Source organism: Azorhizobium caulinodans ORS 571 (assembly GCF_000010525.1).
GTDB lineage: Bacteria > Pseudomonadota > Alphaproteobacteria > Rhizobiales > Xanthobacteraceae > Azorhizobium > Azorhizobium caulinodans.
Genome location: NC_009937.1, coordinates 2,359,300 through 2,379,609, shown reverse-complemented (window position 1 = coordinate 2,379,609; position 20,310 = coordinate 2,359,300). Strand labels below are relative to the sequence as shown.

General features: G+C 67.4%; 20 protein-coding genes. 5 read left to right on the top strand and 15 right to left on the bottom strand.

Translation table 11 applies throughout. The features are described 5' to 3' along the window. Window positions 1-21: 21 nt before the first annotated feature. From alr to AZC_RS10665, 7 genes are all read right to left on the bottom strand, one after another. Window positions 22-1,140 carry an alanine racemase gene (gene alr, locus AZC_RS10695; protein WP_043879208.1) on the bottom strand — a complete coding sequence of 373 codons (1,119 nt, stop codon included), beginning with the start codon at window positions 1,138-1,140 and terminating at the stop codon, window positions 22-24. 182 nt (window positions 1,141-1,322) lie between these two features. After that, window positions 1,323-2,558 (bottom strand): acyl-CoA reductase, encoded by a 1,236-nt coding sequence (locus tag AZC_RS10690; RefSeq protein ID WP_012170591.1) that lies wholly within the window; start codon window positions 2,556-2,558, stop codon window positions 1,323-1,325. A gap of 3 nt (window positions 2,559-2,561) precedes the next feature. Then, the gene (locus AZC_RS10685) at window positions 2,562-3,626 is read right to left on the bottom strand and encodes an acyl-protein synthetase (protein WP_012170590.1); all 1,065 of its coding nucleotides are present in this window, start codon (window positions 3,624-3,626) and stop codon (window positions 2,562-2,564) included. Then, the gene (locus tag AZC_RS10680) at window positions 3,619-5,067 is read right to left on the bottom strand and encodes an AMP-binding protein (protein WP_012170589.1); all 1,449 of its coding nucleotides are present in this window, start codon (window positions 5,065-5,067) and stop codon (window positions 3,619-3,621) included. Before AZC_RS10680 ends, AZC_RS10685 begins: the two co-directional genes overlap by 8 nt. Before the next feature lie 15 nt (window positions 5,068-5,082). Continuing rightward, a complete protein-coding gene (locus tag AZC_RS10675; RefSeq protein WP_012170588.1) occupies window positions 5,083-5,823 on the bottom strand; it encodes an SDR family NAD(P)-dependent oxidoreductase in 741 nt (246 codons plus the stop codon). A 6-nt stretch (window positions 5,824-5,829) separates the two neighbouring features. Then, entirely contained in the window at window positions 5,830-6,066 is a 237-nt protein-coding gene (locus AZC_RS10670; RefSeq protein WP_043879207.1) for a hypothetical protein, read from the bottom strand. Between the two features lie 39 nt (window positions 6,067-6,105). After that, window positions 6,106-6,648 (bottom strand): GNAT family N-acetyltransferase, encoded by a 543-nt coding sequence (locus tag AZC_RS10665; protein WP_043879206.1) that lies wholly within the window; start codon window positions 6,646-6,648, stop codon window positions 6,106-6,108. A gap of 279 nt (window positions 6,649-6,927) precedes the next feature. Here AZC_RS10665 and AZC_RS10660 point away from each other — a divergent pair, with 279 nt between their 5' ends. From AZC_RS10660 to AZC_RS10645, 4 genes are all read left to right on the top strand, one after another. Beyond that, on the top strand, window positions 6,928-7,683 hold the full coding sequence (locus tag AZC_RS10660; protein ID WP_043879205.1) for an ABC transporter ATP-binding protein: 756 nt from the start codon (window positions 6,928-6,930) through the stop codon (window positions 7,681-7,683). Then, window positions 7,680-8,459 carry an ABC transporter permease gene (locus AZC_RS10655; RefSeq protein ID WP_012170584.1) on the top strand — a complete coding sequence of 260 codons (780 nt, stop codon included), beginning with the start codon at window positions 7,680-7,682 and terminating at the stop codon, window positions 8,457-8,459. The genes AZC_RS10660 and AZC_RS10655 overlap by 4 nt, the downstream gene beginning before the upstream one ends. Window positions 8,460-8,470: 11 nt before the next feature. Then, window positions 8,471-9,409, top strand: coding sequence for an ABC transporter substrate-binding protein (locus AZC_RS10650; RefSeq protein WP_012170583.1), 939 nt, complete (start codon window positions 8,471-8,473; stop codon window positions 9,407-9,409). Between the two features lie 85 nt (window positions 9,410-9,494). Then, a complete protein-coding gene (locus tag AZC_RS10645) occupies window positions 9,495-11,369 on the top strand; it encodes an FUSC family protein (protein WP_043879204.1) in 1,875 nt (624 codons plus the stop codon). 12 nt (window positions 11,370-11,381) lie between these two features. On the opposite strand, the gene AZC_RS10640 is transcribed toward AZC_RS10645, so the two are convergent. The 4 genes from AZC_RS10640 to AZC_RS10625 form a co-directional block, all read right to left on the bottom strand. Further along, the gene (locus tag AZC_RS10640; RefSeq protein ID WP_012170581.1) at window positions 11,382-12,341 is read right to left on the bottom strand and encodes a glutathione S-transferase family protein; all 960 of its coding nucleotides are present in this window, start codon (window positions 12,339-12,341) and stop codon (window positions 11,382-11,384) included. 34 nt (window positions 12,342-12,375) lie between these two features. Beyond that, a complete protein-coding gene (locus AZC_RS10635) occupies window positions 12,376-13,242 on the bottom strand; it encodes a VOC family protein (protein ID WP_012170580.1) in 867 nt (288 codons plus the stop codon). Window positions 13,243-13,263: 21 nt separating this feature from the next. Then, entirely contained in the window at window positions 13,264-13,677 is a 414-nt protein-coding gene (locus AZC_RS10630) for a DoxX family protein (protein WP_012170579.1), read from the bottom strand. A gap of 106 nt (window positions 13,678-13,783) precedes the next feature. Beyond that, window positions 13,784-14,695 (bottom strand): LysR family transcriptional regulator, encoded by a 912-nt coding sequence (locus AZC_RS10625; RefSeq protein ID WP_043879203.1) that lies wholly within the window; start codon window positions 14,693-14,695, stop codon window positions 13,784-13,786. Between the two features lie 165 nt (window positions 14,696-14,860). On the opposite strand from AZC_RS10625, the gene AZC_RS10620 reads away from it, so the two are divergent. Continuing rightward, window positions 14,861-15,646, top strand: a complete 786-nt coding sequence (locus AZC_RS10620; protein ID WP_012170577.1) for an SDR family NAD(P)-dependent oxidoreductase — start codon at window positions 14,861-14,863, stop codon at window positions 15,644-15,646. A 57-nt stretch (window positions 15,647-15,703) separates the two neighbouring features. Here AZC_RS10620 and AZC_RS10615 read toward each other — a convergent pair whose 3' ends face one another. The 4 genes from AZC_RS10615 to AZC_RS10600 all read right to left on the bottom strand — a co-directional run bounded on the left by AZC_RS10615 (window position 15,704) and on the right by AZC_RS10600 (window position 20,286). Then, window positions 15,704-16,735, bottom strand: coding sequence for a histone deacetylase family protein (locus tag AZC_RS10615; protein ID WP_012170576.1), 1,032 nt, complete (start codon window positions 16,733-16,735; stop codon window positions 15,704-15,706). A gap of 89 nt (window positions 16,736-16,824) precedes the next feature. Beyond that, window positions 16,825-18,462: an ABC transporter ATP-binding protein gene (locus AZC_RS10610; protein ID WP_012170575.1), complete on the bottom strand. Its 1,638-nt coding sequence runs from the start codon at window positions 18,460-18,462 to the stop codon at window positions 16,825-16,827. Between the two features lie 10 nt (window positions 18,463-18,472). Then, on the bottom strand, window positions 18,473-19,312 hold the full coding sequence (locus AZC_RS10605; protein WP_012170574.1) for an ABC transporter permease: 840 nt from the start codon (window positions 19,310-19,312) through the stop codon (window positions 18,473-18,475). Continuing rightward, window positions 19,309-20,286: an ABC transporter permease gene (locus AZC_RS10600; protein ID WP_012170573.1), complete on the bottom strand. Its 978-nt coding sequence runs from the start codon at window positions 20,284-20,286 to the stop codon at window positions 19,309-19,311. Before AZC_RS10600 ends, AZC_RS10605 begins: the two co-directional genes overlap by 4 nt. Window positions 20,287-20,310: the final 24 nt, after the last annotated feature.

The window sequence follows — 20,310 nt, the reverse complement described above, 5'->3', positions numbered from 1 at the left end:
ATTTTGTTCTTGTTGGAATAGTCAGATGTAGACCCGGCGATAGCGACGGCCGAGGCGGGTCAGGATCTCGTAGGAGATGGTGCCGGCGTCGGCGGCCACCTGTTCCAGCGATTGGCTGGGGCCGACGAATTCGACCATGGTGCCGAGCCGGAGGCCCCCTTCCGGCAGCGCCGAGGCATCCACAGTGAGGCTGTCCATGGAGACGCGCCCGGCGATGGGCAAACGCACGCCCTGATAGTAGAGGGCGCCGCTGGAGCTGAGATGGCGTGGAATGCCGTCCGCATAGCCGCCGCTCAGCGTCGCGAGCCGCGTCTCGCCGGTGGTGACGAAGGTGCCGCCATAGCCCACCGCCGTGCCCGCCGGCACGGTTCGCGCCTGGATGACCGGGATGTCGATGCGGACCACCGGCTCCATGGGATTGGCAACGTCGCTCACGGGCGCGCCGCCATAAACGGCAATGCCCGGCCGCGCGAGGGCGAAATGGAAGGCGCCGCCAAGGAAGACGCCGCCGGAATTGGCGAGCGACACCGGCAGGCCGGGGAAGTGTGCTGCAACACGCTGCATGACGGCCAGCTGGCCGGCGCTCGCCGGAGCGGCCGGCGTATCGGCACAGGCGAGATGGCTCATAAGCAGGATGGGCTCGACCGCCTCGGCGAACAGGCTGTCCGCCCGCAAGGACGCGACATCCGCCTCCGACAGACCGAGGCGAGACATGCCGGTATCAATCTGGATCGCGGCCTTGAGGCGTGTCCCACGGACCTTCGCCTCTGTCGCCCAGGCGGCCGCCTGCTCAAGGCAATTGATGACCGGCGTCACGCCCAGGTCCGCCGCGTGCTCCTCCTCGCCCGGCATCAGGCCGTTAAGGACGAGAAGGGTCGCTTCCACCGGCAGGGTCGGGCGCAGGCGCACGGCCTCGACGAAATGGGCGACGAAGAAGTGCCGGCAGCCTTCCGCATAGAGGCGCTCGCTGACGAGCCCAGCCCCAAGCCCGTAGGCATCGGCCTTCACCACGGCAGCGACGGCGGCAGGCGCGGCGGTCTCTTTCAGCTTGCGGTAATTGCGCGCGAGGGCACCGAGATCGATGGTGAGGACACCACAGCCGCCATCCGCAAGCATGGTTTTCGCCCGATAATCGTTCATGGCATCATCCGCGCCGTTTTGCAGTGCAAAGTTTACGGCAGGATCGTCCGCATTTCCGCGCATTTACTGCACGAAACAGCGGATTTTAATGCTGATATCACAACTCCGTTCGAGGCCACGCACGAAACGCGAAGCCGTTTGAGAGACCGTCCGTCCTGCGCGGGGACTCGTTCCTCGCGACCTCAACCGACGCGGCAGGCGCGGGTCAGTTCGGACAGGATGTCGTACCCGTCCCACACGCTGTCGAAATCAAGCGCTGAGCCCACGGGCGTCCAGCGCGACACACCAGGGCCGAGATTGCGCGCGGCCGCCAGGCGGATGGCGTCTTCCGAGAAACCGAAATGCGTGATGGTCTGGTCCCGCTCCCGCAGCACGCCGTTGAGGGCAGCGAGATCGGGGAGGAACACCACGGAGAGGAAGCCGCCGCCGATCCGCCGGTCCACACGCTCGGCCACGCCGGAGACGACGGTGGTGAGTTCCGTCCCCCGCCAGGACAAGTCGATCACATCCCCGGACGCCGCAGCCGAGAAGGCCGCCGTCATCTTGGCGATCTGGTGCCCGGCCGCGCCGATGGCGCCCTTGGCCGTCGCGACGTGGCCGATGGCCGCCAGCAGGTTTCGGACGCCTTCCAGATGCGCCGTCGGCGTGCCGACCACATAAAGCGCCTGCGGGGAGGAGCAGGCCATCTGGTCGAAAACGAAAACGTCGTTGAAGAATTTCTGCGCCAGCGCCTCGCGCTCCGCCGGACCGAGCGCACCCACGGCCGCGCCGTCCAGAAGACAGAGCGAAGAGCGGTCGCCGAACCACAGCGACTTGCCGCCATTCCTAAGCGGCAGGCGCTCGAAGGCCCCCACCTTGGCATCACCGCCCCAGACCATCCTGGCATCGCTATGGGCGGAGATGAGCCCGCTGAGGTCCGTATCGAGCGGATAATGCACGAAGAGCTGCGACCGCTCGCTGGACGCATCGAGCGCCGCAAGGAACAGGTCCAGAACCCATCCGACCGTGCCGCTCACCTCCTGCGGCAGGCGCACGATGTTGGCGTTTCCGGCGAGGAAGGACAGGATCCACGAATAGAGGAAGATGGTCTCGACGTTGCGCGGCGGCAGGTGGAAAGTCATTCCCCGCGGCCGGCGCAGCGTGTGGGGCGGGATGGTGGCCGCGAAGCTGCGCTCCAGCAGCTTCAGCGCCGCCGCCCGTGTCCAGAAGCCGAGATACCGGATGGCAGGTGACAGCTCGCCCTTGTGCCGGCTGATCGCGTCGGCGACGGAAGCCACGATCCGGACGCGCTCCGCCTCGAAGGGATGCGGCAGCGTCTGGCGCGCAGCGTCGAGGCGCGCACAGAGTTCCTGCGCATCCAGCATGGACCGGCGCCCATTGGGGCCGAACTGGGTAATGATCTTCTGTGCCCTGTCCATGGCCTAGCGCGCCTCGGCCGCGATGATGTCGCTGCATCCGCGCAGCTCGGCCTTGGCAACACGGCCGGCCACGACGATCGCTTTGCCGTAGTGGCCATCCTGCCCAGCATCGGTGGCGACAACCATTCCCCGATCCTCAGTCAACACGCTGTGGCCGGGATAGGATTTGGGCAGAAGCGACACCACCTGGAGAACGCCCTCCTCCCCCTCCGGCGCCACATCCCAACTGCCGGGACGGCGGACGATCGCATCGGTGAAGTTGGGCGGGTAGAGCAGCCCACCGGGGCCTTCCACGAACATGGAGCCGATCTGCTCCACGAAACCATAGAAATTATAGATCTTTTCGACGTTGAAGCGCCGCTTCAGAGACGCACGGAAGACGGCGTTGGAGACCCTCTTTTCCTCGAGCTTCTTCCAGCCGCCGGAATGGACGAGGATGGCATCGGAGAGATCCAGTTCACCATCGGCATAATGGTCGAACAGCTTCGTCCATACGAGGAAAGTGAAGCCGAAGATCAGGAACGGACGCCCCCGATTGGCCTCCACGAAGCGGCGGATGACGGCGTCGTCCACTTCGAGATCGGGCGCGAGCGCGAAGGTCGCCTTGGCGCCGAACTTCATCATGCCGAGCACGCCAGCGCCCCGCGCCGTCAGATTGTTCGGCTTGATGACGTCCTTGGTGTCGATGGCGAGGAAGGGCAGCCGGCTGTCCCCCAGAATGGGCCGGAAGGTGGCCACCAGCGCGCGCGACTGCCGGTCCGCCGTTTCCGCATCCACCACGATGCGGCTCGGCGTCTGCCCGCTCGTGCCGCTCGATTGCAGCGTCATCGTGGGAGCCGCTGTGGAGGACAGTTCAAGCTGCTTGAAGATCTGCACGGGCAGGAAGGGAACGTCGGCAATGCTCCGCGCCTCCTTGAGCCCGCCCCAGGCCGCATCGATGATGTGGGCATAGGGGGCGCAGTGTTCATAGTGGAAGCGCGTCAGCTCGTTTAGGCCTGGCAGCAGCCGCGCCTCCTTCTCCGCCTGCCGCAGCGAATAGGGCGACGCCTGAAGGAGCGGCTCAAACATTCAGCGCCTCCTTCGCACGGGCATAATCCATCTTCCCGCTCGTCTTGCGCGGGATCTCGGGCAAGGCCCTGAGTTGGAAGGTCGCTGCGGGAATCTTGCAGGCCAGCGCGAGGGTTCTTGCCTGCTCCTTGGCGCCCTCCGGAACATCGCCCTCGAACACCACGGCGATCCGCTCCCCGAGATCAAGGCAGGCGACAGTGCCGAGCCCGGCCAGTTGCCGCTCCATGTCGTCGAGACTGAGGCGCAATCCGGCGATCTTGGCGAAGCGCGCCGCCCGTCCGGACAGGAACAGGAAGCCCTCAGCGTCCAGACGACCGAGGTCACCCGTCTCGATGCGTCCGCCCGTGGTATCGCCAAGGGAGAGATCCGTGCGGCAGGTGGCATAGCCCATCATCACATTGGGACCCTCATAGACCACGCCGCCGGTCTCGCCCGCTGGCAGTGGGCGTCCCTCGCCATCGATGATGCTGAGACGCCCCTCCGGCATTGCCAGCCCGACGGAGCCGAGCTTCTCCAGCAGCCGGTCACTGGGCACGCAGGACATCCGCGGGGACGCCTCCGTCTGGCCGTACATCACGTAGAAACGGGCCCCGCGCTTCTCGCAGACAGCGATCATCGTCGTCTGGGTCAGCGTTTCGAGATGGCCGCCGGCCTGCGTGAAGCAGGTGACGCTGGACGGCGCGCGATCAAGGCCGAGCCGGGTCAGGACGCGGTAATGGAACGGCACACCCGGAAAATGGCTGCCGCCGCAGTCCGCCACCTTGTCCCAGAAGGACGGCGAGGTGAGCGCATCGTCGATGAAGGCGATGCGCGCGCCCATAGCGAGATGGGACGTGATGACGGAGAGGCCGTAGGAGTAATGGAACGGCAGATGGGCAATCGCGACGCTCTCGCGGGTAATCGCAAGACTCGCGGCAATCTGCCGGGCATTGGCCGTCACCGCAGCCCAGGACAGGCGCACGAATTTGGAGCTTCCCGTGGTGCCGGAGGTTAGCAGCAGAAGCCCGAGGTCCGGATGGATGTCCGATGGGCCTGTAGCCCCGATCCGCGCGGCGATCTCCGGGAAGACCCCATCGGACGGCGCGACATTCCAATTTCCCGGCTGACAGAGCGCACCCGCTCCGGTGCCGATCACCAGTTCCGGCCGATAGTCCCGCACCAGATCGTCCAGCCTGTCGGGCGACAGGGTGGGGTCGATCAGGGCGACCGCATGCCCGGCCGCTGCCGCTGCCAGCAGGCCGACCAGCGTCTCCGGCGCGTTGGTGGCGAGGAGAAAGACGAGTTGCTTGCCCGGCCGTTCAATCCGCTGGGCAAGGCGCAGGCTGAGGCCGCGGATGTCATCGGCAGTCCGCCACACGCCACTGCGGTCGTCCCACACCAGCGGGCGATCCGACGTGCCGTCCGGCTCGGGAAACAGTCCGGCGCATGTGGGATCCGTCATGACTGCGCCCCGCGATCAGATGACCATGCCGCCGTCCACGCGCAGCACCTGTCCCGTCACGTAGCGGGAGAGGTCCGAGCACAGGAACAGCACCACATCGGCCACATCCTCCGGCGTGCCGGTGCGGCCGAGACCGATGGTCTTCAGGGTCTGCGCCTTCACCTCCGCGCCGAGGTTGGCGGTCATGTCCGTTTCGATATAGCCCGGTGCCACTGCATTGACCCGCACGCCCTTCGGGGCCAGTTCCTTGGCGGCGGCGCGTGTGGCGCCCACAACGCCGGCCTTGGACGCCGCATAGGCCAGCTGGCCGGAGGCGCCCTCAAGCCCGACGATGGAGGCCACGTTCACGATGGCACCGCCGCTGCGCGCCATCAGCCGTGCAGCGGCCTGCGTCATGTGGATGGCGCTGCCGACATTGACGTCGAGCGTGGCACGCACGTCCGCGTCCGGGATCATGCCGATCATGGCGGCGCGCATGATGCCGGCGTTGTTGACCAGAATGTCGAGCCGCTTGAAGCGCGAGAACAGGCCACGGACGATCCGCCGGGCGACCTCCGGGTCGCTCACGTCTCCCGCCTCCAGGACGATGCGCTCCCGCACATCCTGCGGCCACCCCTCAAGCAGCCCCTCATCCAACTGGCGCGCATTGATCACGACGGTGGCGCCCGCATCGGCCAGACGGCGCGCGACGGCAAGTCCGATGCCACGGGAGGCGCCGGTCACGAGGGCGACGCGCCCTGTCAGCTCAATGCACATGGCAGATCAATGGGAATGATATTTGGACATGATCTCGACCGCCTTGTCGAAGCTGCTCATGGCGAGGATGTCGTCCGCCTCCAGCATCGCATCGAACTCGGTCTCAAGAGCTGCAACCAAGGTCATATGGCCGATCGAGTTCCACTCGGGCAGCTCGCGATAGACAAGGAGCGAACGGTCGATGGTGTCGTCCACATCGAACGCTTCCTTGAACGAGGCGAAAACCTTTTCCTGAACGTCCATCTTTCCCCCCGCGCGGCCTCGCAATCACCGCATCAATGTTCAGTTCGTCCGCTGGCTGACGAGAACCCGTTGCAGCAGCAGGACATCGTGCCTCTTGTTGTCGGCATCGGCAAAGTGGCTTTCCAGCGTGCCGACGACCTTGTAACCGCACAGCTCGTTCATGCGGATGGCGTCCACATTGTCGCTGCGGATCTCGGCCATGAGCTTGCGCAGGCCGAGATCGGCGCGGGCCGCCCGCATCAGCTCGCGCATGGCCAGCAGGGCCGCACCGGGAAAGGTGCAGCGGCGGGACAAGGCAACGGCGCCATAGCCATGAAGATCGCGGGTATTGACCTGGCTGATCTGGATGAAACCCAGCGCTTCCTGCGCCTGCGTTTCACAGATAACCCGGAAGAGGCCGTTCGGCTCACTGACACGGCGCTCGATCCACTGCCGCACGGCGGCGTCATCGGTGCGGTCAGGAATGGCCATCAGCATGGCCTGCATGTGCGGGTCGCGGCGGATCTCCGCGAGAACCGGAAAATCCGCGTCGGTCGGCAGCCTGAAAGTGATGGATGGACGAACGACCGCCTCCTGTTGCATGCCTTCGTTCCTCATGGGCGGCGCCCGACCGGGACTCAATCCTAACGGTTTCATCGTGCCTATATATTGCTCAACGGTATGCGCGCCGAGGCTTGCGCAAAGATGGCACGCCGTATTCCCCTACGGCACATTTAGGAGCACCGGCGGGCCGTCGGGAACCGCGCCGCGCCTCTCGCCCCATGATGTTTCAACGGGATATGAGAGCGAGAGCATGTCGTCTGCGGCGTCACGGCGCGTATATGTGCGAAGGGCGCCCTCGATGAACCCGTGCGAGTTCTCATGACCCCGCCCTCCCCCCACGTGCCGGATGAGCCGCCGGACCTCATCATCGAGGAACTGTCCCTAAGGTACGGTGCGCAGGTCCTCTGCGCCGACCTCTCCGTGACGTTGCCGGGCGGGCGCACCACCGCGCTTCTCGGCCCAAGCGGGGTGGGCAAGAGCAGCCTGCTGAAGGCCATCGCCGGGCTGGTGCCGGCGCATGCGGGGCGGATCACGGCCTCGGACGGGCGGCCGGTGACCGATCGGGTGGCCTATATGGCGCAGCAGGATCTCCTGCTGCCCTGGCTCTGCGTGCTCGACAACGTGACCCTCGGCGCGCGGCTGCGTGGGGAGGTCGCGGACCGGGATTTCGCCCACCACCTGCTGAACCGCGTAGGTCTGGCGGGTGTTGCCAAGGCCCTGCCCCAGACCCTTTCCGGCGGCATGCGGCAGCGGGCCGCCATCGCCCGCACGCTCTATGAGCGCCAGCCCTTCGTACTCATGGACGAGCCCTTCTCCGCCCTCGACGCTATCACCCGCGCCCGGATCCAGGACCTCGCCGCCGAACTGCTCGCCGGCCGCACGGTGCTGCTCATCACCCACGATCCGCTGGAAGCCTGCCGGCTGGGGCACGAGATGCGTGTGCTTTCGGGCCTGCCGGCCCGGCTCGGCTCTCCGATGACCGTGCCGGGCGCCGTCCCCCGTCCCGCGGACGCTGCGGCCGTGCTGGAAGCCCAGGGTGCCCTCCTGCGCCGCCTCATAGCGGAGGCCGCATGACACGCCGGTTCGCGGGATGGGGGCGCGGCCTCCTGACGACAGTCGGTCTGATCGGCCTGTGGTGGCTCATCGCGGTCGCCTTCGCGCTGCCGCCCTACATCCTGCCGACGCCGCCGCTTGTGGCGCAGGCGCTCTGGAACGGGCGCTTCTATCTCGCCGGCCACGCGGCGACGACGGCCCTCGAGATCGGCCTCGGCCTGTTCTTCGGCGTGCTCATGGGGGCATCGGTCGCCCTCGCCATGGCGGCCTCGCCCGTCGTGCAGCGGTGGCTGACGCCGCTCATCGTCGTGAGCCAGGCCATCCCGGTCTTTGCGCTGGCGCCCATCCTCGTGCTGTGGCTGGGTTTCGGGCTCGCATCCAAGGTCATGATGGCGGTGCTCATCATCTTCTTTCCCGTCGCCGCCACCTTCCATGACGGGCTGCGGCGAACAGAGCCCGGCTGGCTGGACCTTGCCCGCACCATGCGGGCCAGCCGCGCGGCCGAATTGCGCCACATCCGCCTGATGGCGGCGCTGCCGGCGCTCGGCTCCGGGCTGCGGGTCGCAGCGGCGGTCGCGCCCATCGGGGCGGTCATCGGCGAATGGGTGGGGGCGGCGGGGGGACTCGGCTATGTGATGCTGAACGCCAATGCCCGCATGCAGACGGCCCTCTGCTTCGCAGCCCTTTTCATCCTCGCGGTGATGGCAGTGGCCTTGTGGCAATTGGTCGATGTGCTTCTCCGCCGCATCCTGTACTGGGTACCCGATGCGGCCGCCGCCAGACGCGGCCCCGACTGAAAGGACGTGGAATGCTCAGGAAGATGGTTCTCGGCGCGGCGCTCGCCCTGTTCGGCCTCAGCCCCGCCTTTGCGGCCGACAAGGTGACGGTGCTGCTGGACTGGTTCGTCAATCCCGACCACGCGCCGATCCTGGTGGCCGACTCCATCGGCGCCTTCAAGGAAACCGGGCTTGAGGTCGAGATCGTGCCGCCCGCCGATCCCTCCATGCCGCCCCGCCTGCTGGCGGCGGGACAGGCGGACATCGCCCTCTCCTACCAGCCGCAGCTCTATCTGCTCGCCGAGGAGAACCTGCCGGTGGTGCGCGTCGGCACACTCATCGACAAGCCGCTGAACACCCTCGCGGCCCTGGAGGGCAAGGGCATCAAGAGCCTGAAGGACTTCAAGGGCAAGAAGATCGGCTATTCCGTGAGCGGCGTCGAGACGGCGACCCTGACCGCCATGCTGAAGACCGCCGGCGTCTCGATTGACGACGTGACGCTCATCAACGTGAACTTCCAGCTCGTCAGCGCGCTCATGTCCGGCCAGGTGGACGGCGTGGTGGGCGGCTTCCGCAACTTCGAGGCTACGGAGATCCGTGAAGTCGGCGGCAAGCCGCTGATCTTCAATGTCGAGGACCACGGCGTGCCCATGTATGACGAACTGATCGTCCTCGCCCGCAAGGACAAGGCGAACGATCCGAAGATCGCCAAGTTCCTGGCGGCGCTGAAGAAGGGCACGGACTATCTGCTCGCCCACCCGGACGAGACCTGGACCGCCTTCGCCAAGACCTATCCGGACCTCAACAATTCGCTGAACAAGACGGCCTGGAAGGTCACCCTGCCCTTCTTCGCCCGCGATCCCCGGCCGCTGGATGCCGCGCGCTACACGGCCTTCGCCAAGTTCATGCTGGACAGCAAGCTCATCACCAAGGAGCTGCCGCTGGCCGATTACGCCACCGAACTCAAGTGAGCCGGCCCGGCGCGGCGGCACCACCGCCGCGCCGGATGGAACCGCCGCCGGACCTCAGGTCTCCGGCCGGCACGGGGGAATGGGGATGTTTCAAACGCTCGGCCGGACGCTGGGGCTGGACCGGCGGACCTTCTGGGAGGCGGTGCGACTCGGTTGCGCCGCCTGGCTCGCCTTCGCCATCGCGACCTTCCTGCATATCGAGAACGCCTATTGGGCGGTGATGCCCGTCTGGGTGGTGTCGCAGCCGGCGCGGGGCCTGCTGATCGGACGTGCCGTCTTCCGCGTGGTGGGCACGCTGGTGGGGGCCGCCTTCGGCTTCGCGCTCATGTGGCTCGATCCCGGTCCCGCCGTCGTCCTCGCCTGCCTCGGCCTCTGGATCGCCGTCTGGACCGCCGTCCTGCACCTCATGCGTGGCGTTCACAGCTATGGCGCCATGCTCGCCGGCATGACGGCCGCCGTGGTGCTCCTGCCATCGCTCCTCCATCCCGCTCACGGCCCGGCCCTCGCCATGGCGCGCGTGGAATGCACGCTGATCGGCGTGCTGGTAGTCACGCTCGTCACGGCCTTGTGGACGCCACGCTCGTCCGTCGAGGAGTTCCGGGCCCGGCTCGCCGCCCTGGCCGAGGAGGTGCTGGTGACAGCCCTGACGATGCAGGCCCCGCTGCGCGGCTCCGACGAACGGCGGCTGCTGAAGGAAATCGCCGATCTCCAGGCCGCCGCCGCGCAGGTCACTGCCGGCTCCATGAGCGGCTACCGCCGGCTGCGCCGGATCGATGCCTTCATCGTCGCGACCCTCGGCCTTCTCGCCCAGTTGCAGCGGCACGCCTTCGCCGCGCCGAGCGGGCATCCCGCCCTTGAGGAAGCGAGCGCCCGCGCCGTGGCCCAGCGGGTGTTGCAAGATGGCCGTCTCGACGCCCTCGCACCCGCGACCGACCGGGTGCAGGACGCCGATGTGCGCGCCGCGCTCCGGCGGATGATGGAAAGCTATGCGGCGCTCGGCGCCGAAGCCGAGGCGGCGGGGGGAGGCCAAAGGACGTTGCGCACGGTCCTGTTCTCTCCGCTGGCCGACCGGCGCAAAGCGCTGTTGCTCGGGATCTTCACCGGCATTTCTACGACCCTTGCGGCCACCATCGCCTTCCTGTTGGCGTCGAATGCGGGCGAGCTTCTGGCACTCGGCGTCTGCATCTTCGGCATGGTGATGGGCGTGCTGCCGGCGCCGCGCCGCATGGCGCCGCTGATGTTCTGCGGCGTGCTCGCAGGCGTGGCGATTGCCACGCTCTACCGTTTCGGCATCCAGCCGCACATCGCAACGCCGTTGGAACTTGTAATGTCACTCTCCCCGTTCCTGATGCTCGGCGCCTTCGCCCGCCTGAGCCGCCGCACCGCGATTCCCGCCATCGATGCCAACATGTGCTTCCTGCTGGCGAGCCAGGCCGTGCTGCCTGCGGTGACGGATGCGCGCGACATCCTCAGCGGCGGCCTTGCCCTCATCCTGGCCGCAGGGCTGGCGACAACCGTCGTACGCCTGTTGCCGCGCAATCGGATCGGAACGGCGCGGCGGCTGGCGCAGGCGCTCGCCGATGATCTCGCGCGCCTTGCCCGCCCGGATACACGGGGCACCAGCGATGCGGAACAGGTGCGGCGGGGCATGATGCGGCTCAGTATTCATCTGGAACGCGGCTCGCGCCGGGGCGCGGAACGGCGCTGGAGCTTGCTCTCGGCCCTCGCGCTCGGCGAGACCATCGCCCGGCTGCGTCTGAGACTCGCGTCGGCCGCCGCCCCGGAACAGGCAGCGCTGACGGACGCCCTCGAAGCACTGGCGGACCTGCGGCGTGACCCCGATGGTGCAGCGGCCAGACTTGGCACCATCACCGCCGCACATGCAGATGGGGACCTGCGGGTGGCTCAGGCAGCCCTCACGGCGCTGCTTCCAGTGCTGCGTATCGGGCGCAGCGCCTGATCGCTCAGCCTCTCACAGCCCCAGCGCCGAGACGTCCGGCCCGACGGGTACGATGCCGGTCGGATTGAGCGCGCGGATCGAATAATAGCCGCGCTTGATATGGTCGATGTTCACCGTCTCCCGTACCCCGGGCAGGTCGAGCACCCGACGCAGATAGTCCGAGAGCGCGGGATAGTCCTTCAGCATGCGCAGGTTGCACTTGAAGAGGCCGTGATAGGCGGCGTCGAAACGCACCAGCGTCACGAAGAGACGGATGTCCGCCTCGGTGAAGCGATCCGCGAATAGATAGGGGCCGCCAGCGGCAAGGCGCACCTCCAGCTCGTCGAGCATTCCGAAGACGTCCGCGAACGCCTCCTCATAGGCGCCCTGCGTGGTCGCAAAACCCGCGCGATAGACGCCGTTGTTGAGGCGCGGATAGATGCGCGCGTTCAGTTCGTCGATCCTCTCCCTCAAGTCGGCGGGATAAAGGTCGAGGTCGGGCCGGGCGAGCGCACCGAAGCCGGAATTGAGCATCCGCAGGATGTCGGCGGACTCATTGTTGACGATGGTGCCGCGCACCTTGTCCCACAGCACCGGCACGGTCGCCCGCCCCGTATAATGGGCATCGGCGCGGGAATAGAGTTCGTGCAGGAAGGTGGCTCCGTTCAGCGTGTCGCGATCGGCACCCGGATAATCGCCGAAGCGCCACCCTTCCTCCGTCAGCGCCGGCTCCACCACGCTGACCGAGATCGCATCCTCCAGCCCCTTGAGCTTGCGAGCGATGAGGGTGCGCGAGGCCCAGGGGCAGATGAGGGCCACATAGAGGTGGTAGCGGCCCGCCTCGGCGGGAAAGCCGCCCTCGCCCGTCGGTCCGGGCGCGCCGTCCGGCGTGACGAAGCTGCGGAAGCCGGAAACCTGCCGGACAAAACCGCCCTTGGCGTCGGTCGCTTGAACCGGCTGCCAATCGGCGGTCCATTTTCCATCCACGAGCATGTTCGGTCTCTCGCCCTTTCGTGCCGCTGCGCGGTCAGTGCGCGCCGCCGTCCTCGATCATCCGCACGACTGTCCCCCAGGGATCGGTCACCTTGAAGGCCGGCCCCGTTTCCCCCGTACGGGCCCGGATGCCCTCCATCCGGTCCGGCCCCGCCACCAGCGTGAATTCCGCAAGGCCCGTGGACGGATAGGTGCGGACCGCCGCGCCCCGGCTGTTCCAGATGTTTGTCGCCAGATGGTGGTGATAGCCATTGGCGGCATAGAAGGCCGCGCCGGGATAATGGGTCGTGATGTCGAAGCCCAGCACGCCGGCATAGAAGGCCTCGGCGGTGGGCACCGCGCCCACCTGCAGATGCACGTGACCGACCACCGCGCCGTCCGGAAAACCCTGCCAGGGCGTGTCGGCGCCGGGCTCGGCCATGAGCGTGTCGAACCGCAGGGCCTCTGTGACCATATGGATCGAGCCATTGTCCCAGCGCCACGCGCTGGCGGGGCGGTCGGCATAGATCTCCACGCCGTTGCCTTCCGGGTCGGTGAGATAGATGGCTTCGCTCACCGCATGATCGGAGGCGCCGACCACCGGCACCCGGTCGGCCATGGCGTGATGCGTCCAGCGGGCAAGATCCACCCGGCTGGGCAGCAGGAAGGCCGTATGGAACAGGCCCGCCTCGCGGGCGGTGGAGCGGCGCGCAGCCGCGTCCCGCCGCAGTTCCAGGAGGACGGTACCGCCCACGCCGAGTTCGACATGTTCCCCATCCCCCCGCAGCCGGTGAAGGCCGACCGCACGCTCATAGAAGGCGGCGACGCCGGCGAGGTCGTGCACGGTCAGCACCACCCGGCCCATGGCGAGCGACAAGCCGCTTGCAGGCGCGTGAGCAGAGGGGGCGAGGGTTGCGGTCATGGTCCGTCCTCCTGTTGCGCCTCAGCGGCGCGCGCCGACCGGCGTGGACTTCAGGGCAAAGGCGCCGTCACCGATGAGCGCCAGAGCCAGGAGGCCCGCGATCCACAGCGCCAGAAATTCCCAGCCGCCCTTGGGGTTCGTGAAGAAGAAGCCGGCCGGACCGTGCACGGTCGCAATGGCGCCAGCCAGCACCGGGATCATGAGAACGGCGACGAGCCGGGGGAAGATGCCGAGGATGAGCGCGGCGGCACCCAGGACTTCCCAGCAGATGGTCACATAGGCAAACCAGCCGGGCAGGCCCAGGGAGCCGAAGAAGGCGGCGGTGCCCGCGGGGGTGAAGACGAAGATCTTCAGGCCCGCATGGGCGAGAAACAGGATGCCGAGCGCGAGGCGCAGAAGCAAGGCGGCGTAAGGGGCGGTACGGCTGTCGGACATGGATGAAATCCGCTGGAAGTGAAGATGAGCGGACTATCCTCTTCCGAAGCGGAGCGATTAAGCGGGCGAGACGGGACAGTTTCCTTCCAGAATGGAAGAGATCGACCTACCAGCCACGGTCCCACTCGGGCTGGCCCCGATAGCAATTGGCGAGGAAATCGACGAGCGCGCGCACTTTCACGGCGAGATGGCGCCCCGGCGGATAGAGCGCATAGACGCCCCGCGCCGGTGGCATCAAATCGCGAAAGAGCGGCACCACCGTCCCGGCCTTGAGCTTGGGCCCGGCGATGAAGGTGGGCATGCGGGCGATGCCGAGCCCGGCCTCGGCTGCGGCGAGGCACGCTTCGCCGCTGGAAAAGCGCATGCGGCCGGAGACCGTGACCGCATCGCCGACGCCATCGGGTGTCTGGAACCGCCAGACCAGCGGCTCGGGGAAATTGTCGTCGATGATGCAGGCATGCCGGACAAGGTCCTGCGGTGTCTGCGGTGTTCCATGGGAGGCGAGATACGCGGGCGAGGCCAGCCACATGATCTGCGAGTCGCACAGCTTGCGCGCGATCAGGCTCGAATCCCTCGGGGATCCGATACGGATGGCGGCGTCAAAGCCTTCATCCACCACGTTCACCAGCCGATCAGAGAAGCTCACGTTGAGCTGGATCTGCGGAAAGGCGCGGGCAAAATCGAGCAGCAGCGGCATGAGCTGGATGTGCCCGAACGACATGGGCGCGCTGAGCCGCAGCCGCCCCGCCGGCGCGCCGGAGGCATTGCGTACCGAGGCATCGAGGGCCTCGAATTCATCGAGCAGCGGCTTGATGCGCTCATAATATGCCTGCCCCACTTCCGTGGGCGAGAGCGCCCGCGTGGTGCGCTTGAGCAGTTGCACGCCAAGCTCCGTCTCCAGACGCGAGACAAGCTTGGAGGCCTGCCCGCTGCTGGTTCCCAGCCTTTCGGCAGCCGCGGAGAAGCTGCCGGTGTCCAGCACGGCCACGAACATGCGGTCACAGGTCAGACGCTCCATCACACCACCACAGATCACCCCGTGAGACACGGGCAACCACCAGAGATCGCATCCAGGTCCGCATCATGGAACCGAAGAAATTCCCGGTGCGGATGGAAGCTTTATTGCTTTCCTCGCCCTCGCGCGCGGACTAGGAAATATGCAACGCCAACAATGGATAAGAACATGAACGCTTCCATCGATAAAGTCGCCCTCGTGACGGGCGCCGCGCGTGGCATCGGCCTTGCCGCCGCCCGCCGATTCCTCGACGAAGGCTGGCGCGTCGGCCTCCTGGATATCGATGGTCCCGCGCTCCGCGCCGTGGTGGCCGAACTGGGAGAGGATCACCGCACGCTCGCCATCGAATGCGACGTCTCCGGCCGCGCCGGTGTGGCCGCGGCCATGGAGGAACTGGTCGCCAAGTTCGGTCGCATCGACGCGCTGGTGAACAATGCCGGCGTTGCGGTCTTCAAGCCGCTCCTGGAAACGGCGGACGACGAATGGGAGCGGGTGCTGGCCGTGAACCTCACCGGCCCCTTCCTGTGCACGACGGCGGCCGCGCCCATCATGGCCCGCGAGGGCGGCGGGGCGATCGTGAACATCACCTCCATCTCGGGCCTTCGGGCGTCCACCCTGCGCAGTGCCTACGGCACCAGCAAGGCCGGCCTCGCGCACCTGACGAAGCAACTGGCGGTGGAGCTGGGTGAAATGGGGATCCGCGTCAATGCGGTGGCGCCCGGCCCCGTGGACACGGCCATGGCGAAGGCGGTGCATTCACCAGCCATCCGCGCCGATTATCACGACGCCATCCCGCTCAACCGCTACGGCCGCGAGGAAGAGCTGGCGGAAGCCATCTATTTCCTTTGCTCGGACAAGTCGAGCTACATCACCGGGCAGGTGCTGGCGGTGGATGGCGGCTTCGAGGCGGCCGGCATCGGCCTGCCCACCCTGCGCGGTGCCGCACGCGGCTGACGTTCGGCTCCCCGGCGTCGCGGATGCCCGCCGGGGAGCCTTTCGTCCATCCGGATGCTACGTCCGCGCCGCCTCGAAGGCGCCGAGGAAGGCGACGGCATTGTCCGACAGGGACGGCCCGAGATAGCCGCCCTCCTGGACGATGACCGTCGGCAGGCCGAGCGCTGCGAGCTTCGCCGCGCCGATGCGGAAGCCCTCCGTGGTCATGCCCACGAGGGAGAGCGGATCGTCCTTCGACATGTCGAGGCCGAGGGAGAGCACCAGCGCCTCGACGCCGGACGCGCGGATGATCTCCACCGCCGCGTCATAGCGCGCGAGAATGTCCTCCACGCCCGCGCCAACCGGGAGCACGAGATTGCGGGTCGCGCCCGCGCCCTCCCCTCGCCCGGTCTCATCCTCATAGCCGAGGAAGAAGGGGGTATAGTCGCTGGGATCAGTGTGAATGGAGACATAGAGCACGTCGCCACGCTCATAGAAGATGTCCTGCGTGCCGTTGCCGGCGTGCGTATCCACGTCGAGGATCGCCACCTTGCCGAAGCGCCCGCGCAGATGCTGGGCCGCCACCGCCGCATTGTTGAAGAAGCAGAAGCCCCAGCTCGCGTCCTGCACCGCATGGTGGCCGGGCGGACGGCACAGGGCATAGATGTGGTCCGTCTCGCCCGTGCGCACCCGCTCGGCCGCCTCGATGGCCGTCTGGGCCGACCAGTAGATGGCAGTGGCTGTGCCTTCCACGAGCGGACAGGACGTGTCGGTGGAATAATAGCCGAGCTTGCCGATGACGCCCTTCGGCACGCGCCAGGTGCGCCGGTCCGTGTGATAGTTCGGCACAGCGGGCACGGTGGTGCCGGTGGCCTTCACCCATTCCGGCCAGCCGGTGAGCAGGAAGTCCACATAGCCCTCGTCATGCACCGCCTTCACCGGTGCGATGCCGTGGTCGCGCGGCGCCTCCATCTCATGGGCGGCCGCAAGCAGCGCATCGCGCACGAGAATGGCGCGCTGGGGCTGTTCGGGATGGGGAATGAAGGCGCCACGGCGGAAATAGAGTTCCGGGTCATGCAGCAGCTGGCGCGGATCGAAAATGAACTTCATCACAGTCCTCGTGCTCTCATCGCACGGCGGAAACTTGCTGCCGTGCGCAAGGCGGTCCGCCCGCCGCCGTGGCGGGCAGCCCGCGCTCGTCAGACCGCCGCCCGGGCGCCGAAGGCATCGCCCTCGCTGCGCCCCGGGATCGCCTCGATGAGGCGGCGGGTATACTCATGCTTCGGCGCGCCGAAGATGTCGGCGGCCGGGCCCATCTCCACCACCTCGCCCTTGCGCATCACCGCCACCGTGTCGCAGATGGTGGCGGCCACCCTGAGATCATGGGTGATGAAGACGAGCGCCAGATTGAGGCGGACCTTGAGGTCCGCCAGCAGGCGCAGCACCTGCGCCTGAATGGAAACGTCGAGGGCCGACACCGCCTCGTCGGCAATGATGATCTCGGGATCAAGCGCCAGCGCGCGGGCAATGCCGATGCGCTGGCGCTGCCCGCCGGAAAACTCATGCGGGAAACGATCGAGGGCGGAGGGATCGAGGCCCACCAGCTTCAGGAGATCGCCCGCTTTCTGAAGCGCCTCCTTCACCGGCACGCCGGCGGCGATGGGCCCTTCCGCGATGATGCGGCCCACACGGGTGCGCGGATTGAGCGAACCGTAAGGGTCCTGAAACACCATCTGCATCCGCCGCCGCCACAGGCGCATCTGGCCCGCCGACTGGCCCATGGTCTCCTGCCCATCCACCCTGATCGAACCGCCGTCCGGCTCGATCAGCCGCACGAGGCAGCGGCCAAGCGAGGACTTGCCCGAGCCGCTCTCGCCCACGACGCCCAGCGTCTCGCCGCGCGCGAGGGTGAAGCTCACATCGCGCACCGCATGGACCACGCGGGGCGGCTTCAGGAAGCCGGTGGGGCTCGTGTAGGTCTTGGTGAGGCCCTTCACCTCCAGCACTACCTGACGCTCCGCCTTTGCTGCCGCCACACCGGCCGCGCGCCCGGTCGGGATGGCGGCAATGAGCGCCTGCGTGTACTCGTGCTGAGGGTTGCCGAGCACGTCCGTTGCCGTGCCGGTTTCGACCACGCGCCCCTGCCGCATCACCACCACACGGTCGGCAATGTCCGCCACCACGCCGAAGTCGTGGGTGATGAACATCACCGCGGTCCCATGCTTCTCCTGCAGTTCGCGGATCAGCTTCAGGATCTGCGCCTGCGTCGTCACGTCCAGCGCTGTTGTCGGCTCGTCGGCGATGAGCAGCACCGGATCGAGCGCCAGCGCCATGGCGATCATGACGCGCTGGCGCTGGCCGCCGGAGAGCTGGAAGGGATAGGCGTGGATCGCCCGCTCGGGCTCGGGAATGCCCACCTCGGTGAGCAGCGCGAGCGCCCGCGCCCGCCGCTCCGCCGTCGAATAGAGACCGTGGGCCTCGAACACTTCGGCGATCTGCTCGCCCACGCGCATGAGCGGATCAAGGGCGGTCATCGGTTCCTGGAAGATCATGCCGATGCGCCGTCCCCGGATGGCCCGCATGGCGGCCGGATCGAGGCGCAGCACATCCTCGCCCTCGAGCAGCGCCTGCCCCTGCGCCACGCGCGTGCCGGGCGGCAGCAGGCCCATCACCGCATTGGCGGACATGGATTTGCCCGAGCCGCTTTCACCCACGATGGCGAGCGTCTCGCCGCGATGGATGTCGAAGCTGACATGCTCCACCGCGTAGAGCCGGTCGGCACCCGCCGGCAACTGGATGGCAAGGCCGGAGACGGAGAGGATGGGCTGTTCGCTCATGGCGCGCTCCTCACGCATGGTCGCGGGCCGAACGCGGGTCGAGCGCTTCCGACAGCCCCTCGCCCACCAGATTGATGGCGAGCACGGCGATCACGATGGCGAGGCCCGGCAGGACGGAGAGCCACCAGGCCTGCCGCACCACCGTGCGCGCCGCGCCCACCATGTAGCCCCACGACATGACGGACGGGTCGCCGAGGCCGAGGAAGGAGAGCGAGCTTTCCAGCAGGATGGCGGTCGCCACCATCAGCGAGGCCAGCACCACGATGGGCGAGACCACGTTGGGCAGAATCTGGCGGGTGATGATGGTGAAATGCGACTGTCCGCAGAGGATCGCCGCTTCCACATATTCGCGCTTGCGCTGGGCCAGCACCTCGCCGCGTACCAGCCGCGCCACCGGCGGCCAGCCGACGATGCCGATGGCAGTCACGATGGAAACGAGGCTCGGCTGGAAGATCGCCACAAGGACGATGGCCAGCGCAAAACTCGGCACCGTCTGGAAGAATTCGGTGACGCGCATCAGCAGGTCATCCACGATCCCGCCGAAATAGCCGGCGATGGCGCCGATCGGCACGCCGATCACGAGGGCCACCAGCGTCGAGACCGTACCGATGAGCAGCGAGACGCGCGCCCCGTGCACGAGGCCGCTCGCCACATTGCGGCCGAGCGTATCCGTGCCCAGGGGCACGGCGGCGTTCACGAAGGGCGCGAGGAAGGGCCGCTGGACCATCTTCCAGGGCGAAGCGGGATAGAGATAGGGCGCGGCGAGCGCGACGGCGACCAGCAGCACCACCACGACAAGCCCGGCGACGGCAGCCTTGTGCCGGCAGAAGCGGGACCAGAAGCCCTTCATCGCGACACCTCGATGCGCGGGTCCACCATGCGGTAGACGAGATCGGTCAGGATGTTGAACACCACCACCATGGCGGCAGAGACCACGAAGACGCCGAGCAGCAGGTTGTAGTCGCGCTGGATCAGCGCCTCGTACATGAGGCGGCCGATGCCCGGCCAGGCGAACACCGTCTCTGTCATCACCGCGCCGCCCACCATCTGTCCGGCCTGAAGACCGGCGAGGGTGACGACGGGGAGCACCGCGTTGCGCAGCACGTGCCGGCGCAGGATCACGCGCTCGGGCAGGCCCTTGGCCCGGCAGGTCTTCACGAAATCCTGCCGCGCCACCTCGATCATGGAAGCCCGCGTCATGCGCACATAGACCGCAGTGAAGAAGAGGCCGAGCGTCACCGCCGGCAGCACCAGATGGCGCGCCACGTCGAGCGTCCGGTCGAGCAGGCCGGCGTCGCCGCCCACATCACGGATGCCGAAGGCCGGCAGCCAGTCGAGCCAGACGGAGAAGATGAGCACGGCCATGAGCGCCATCCAGAATAGCGGCGCGGCATAGAACACCAGCGAAACGGTGGTGATGATGCGATCCAGGGGACGCCCCTTGTGGGCCGCCGCCCACGCGCCGAGGACGACGCCGAGCGTGAGCGAGAAGACGAAGGCCGCGCCGGTGAGCAGCAGGGTCGCCGGCAGGCGGTCGAGCACCAGATCCAGCACCGGCATCTGCTGGCGGTGCGAGAAGCCGAGATCAAGCCGCACGACGCCCCACAGATAGAGGCCGAGCTGCGTGGTGAGCGGCTGATCCAGCCCGAACTTCACCCGCAGTTGCTGGACGAAGGCCTCGTCGGTGGCGCCGGACTCGCCGGCCATCACGGAAGCCGGATCGCCCGGCGCCATGTGGATGAGAAAGAAATCAAGAATGACGATGGCGAGCACCACAAGGATGCCCTTGGCCAGCCGCCAAAGGAGAAACTGCAGGGTCTGCATGTAGGGCGGATCTCGTCGGCGGAA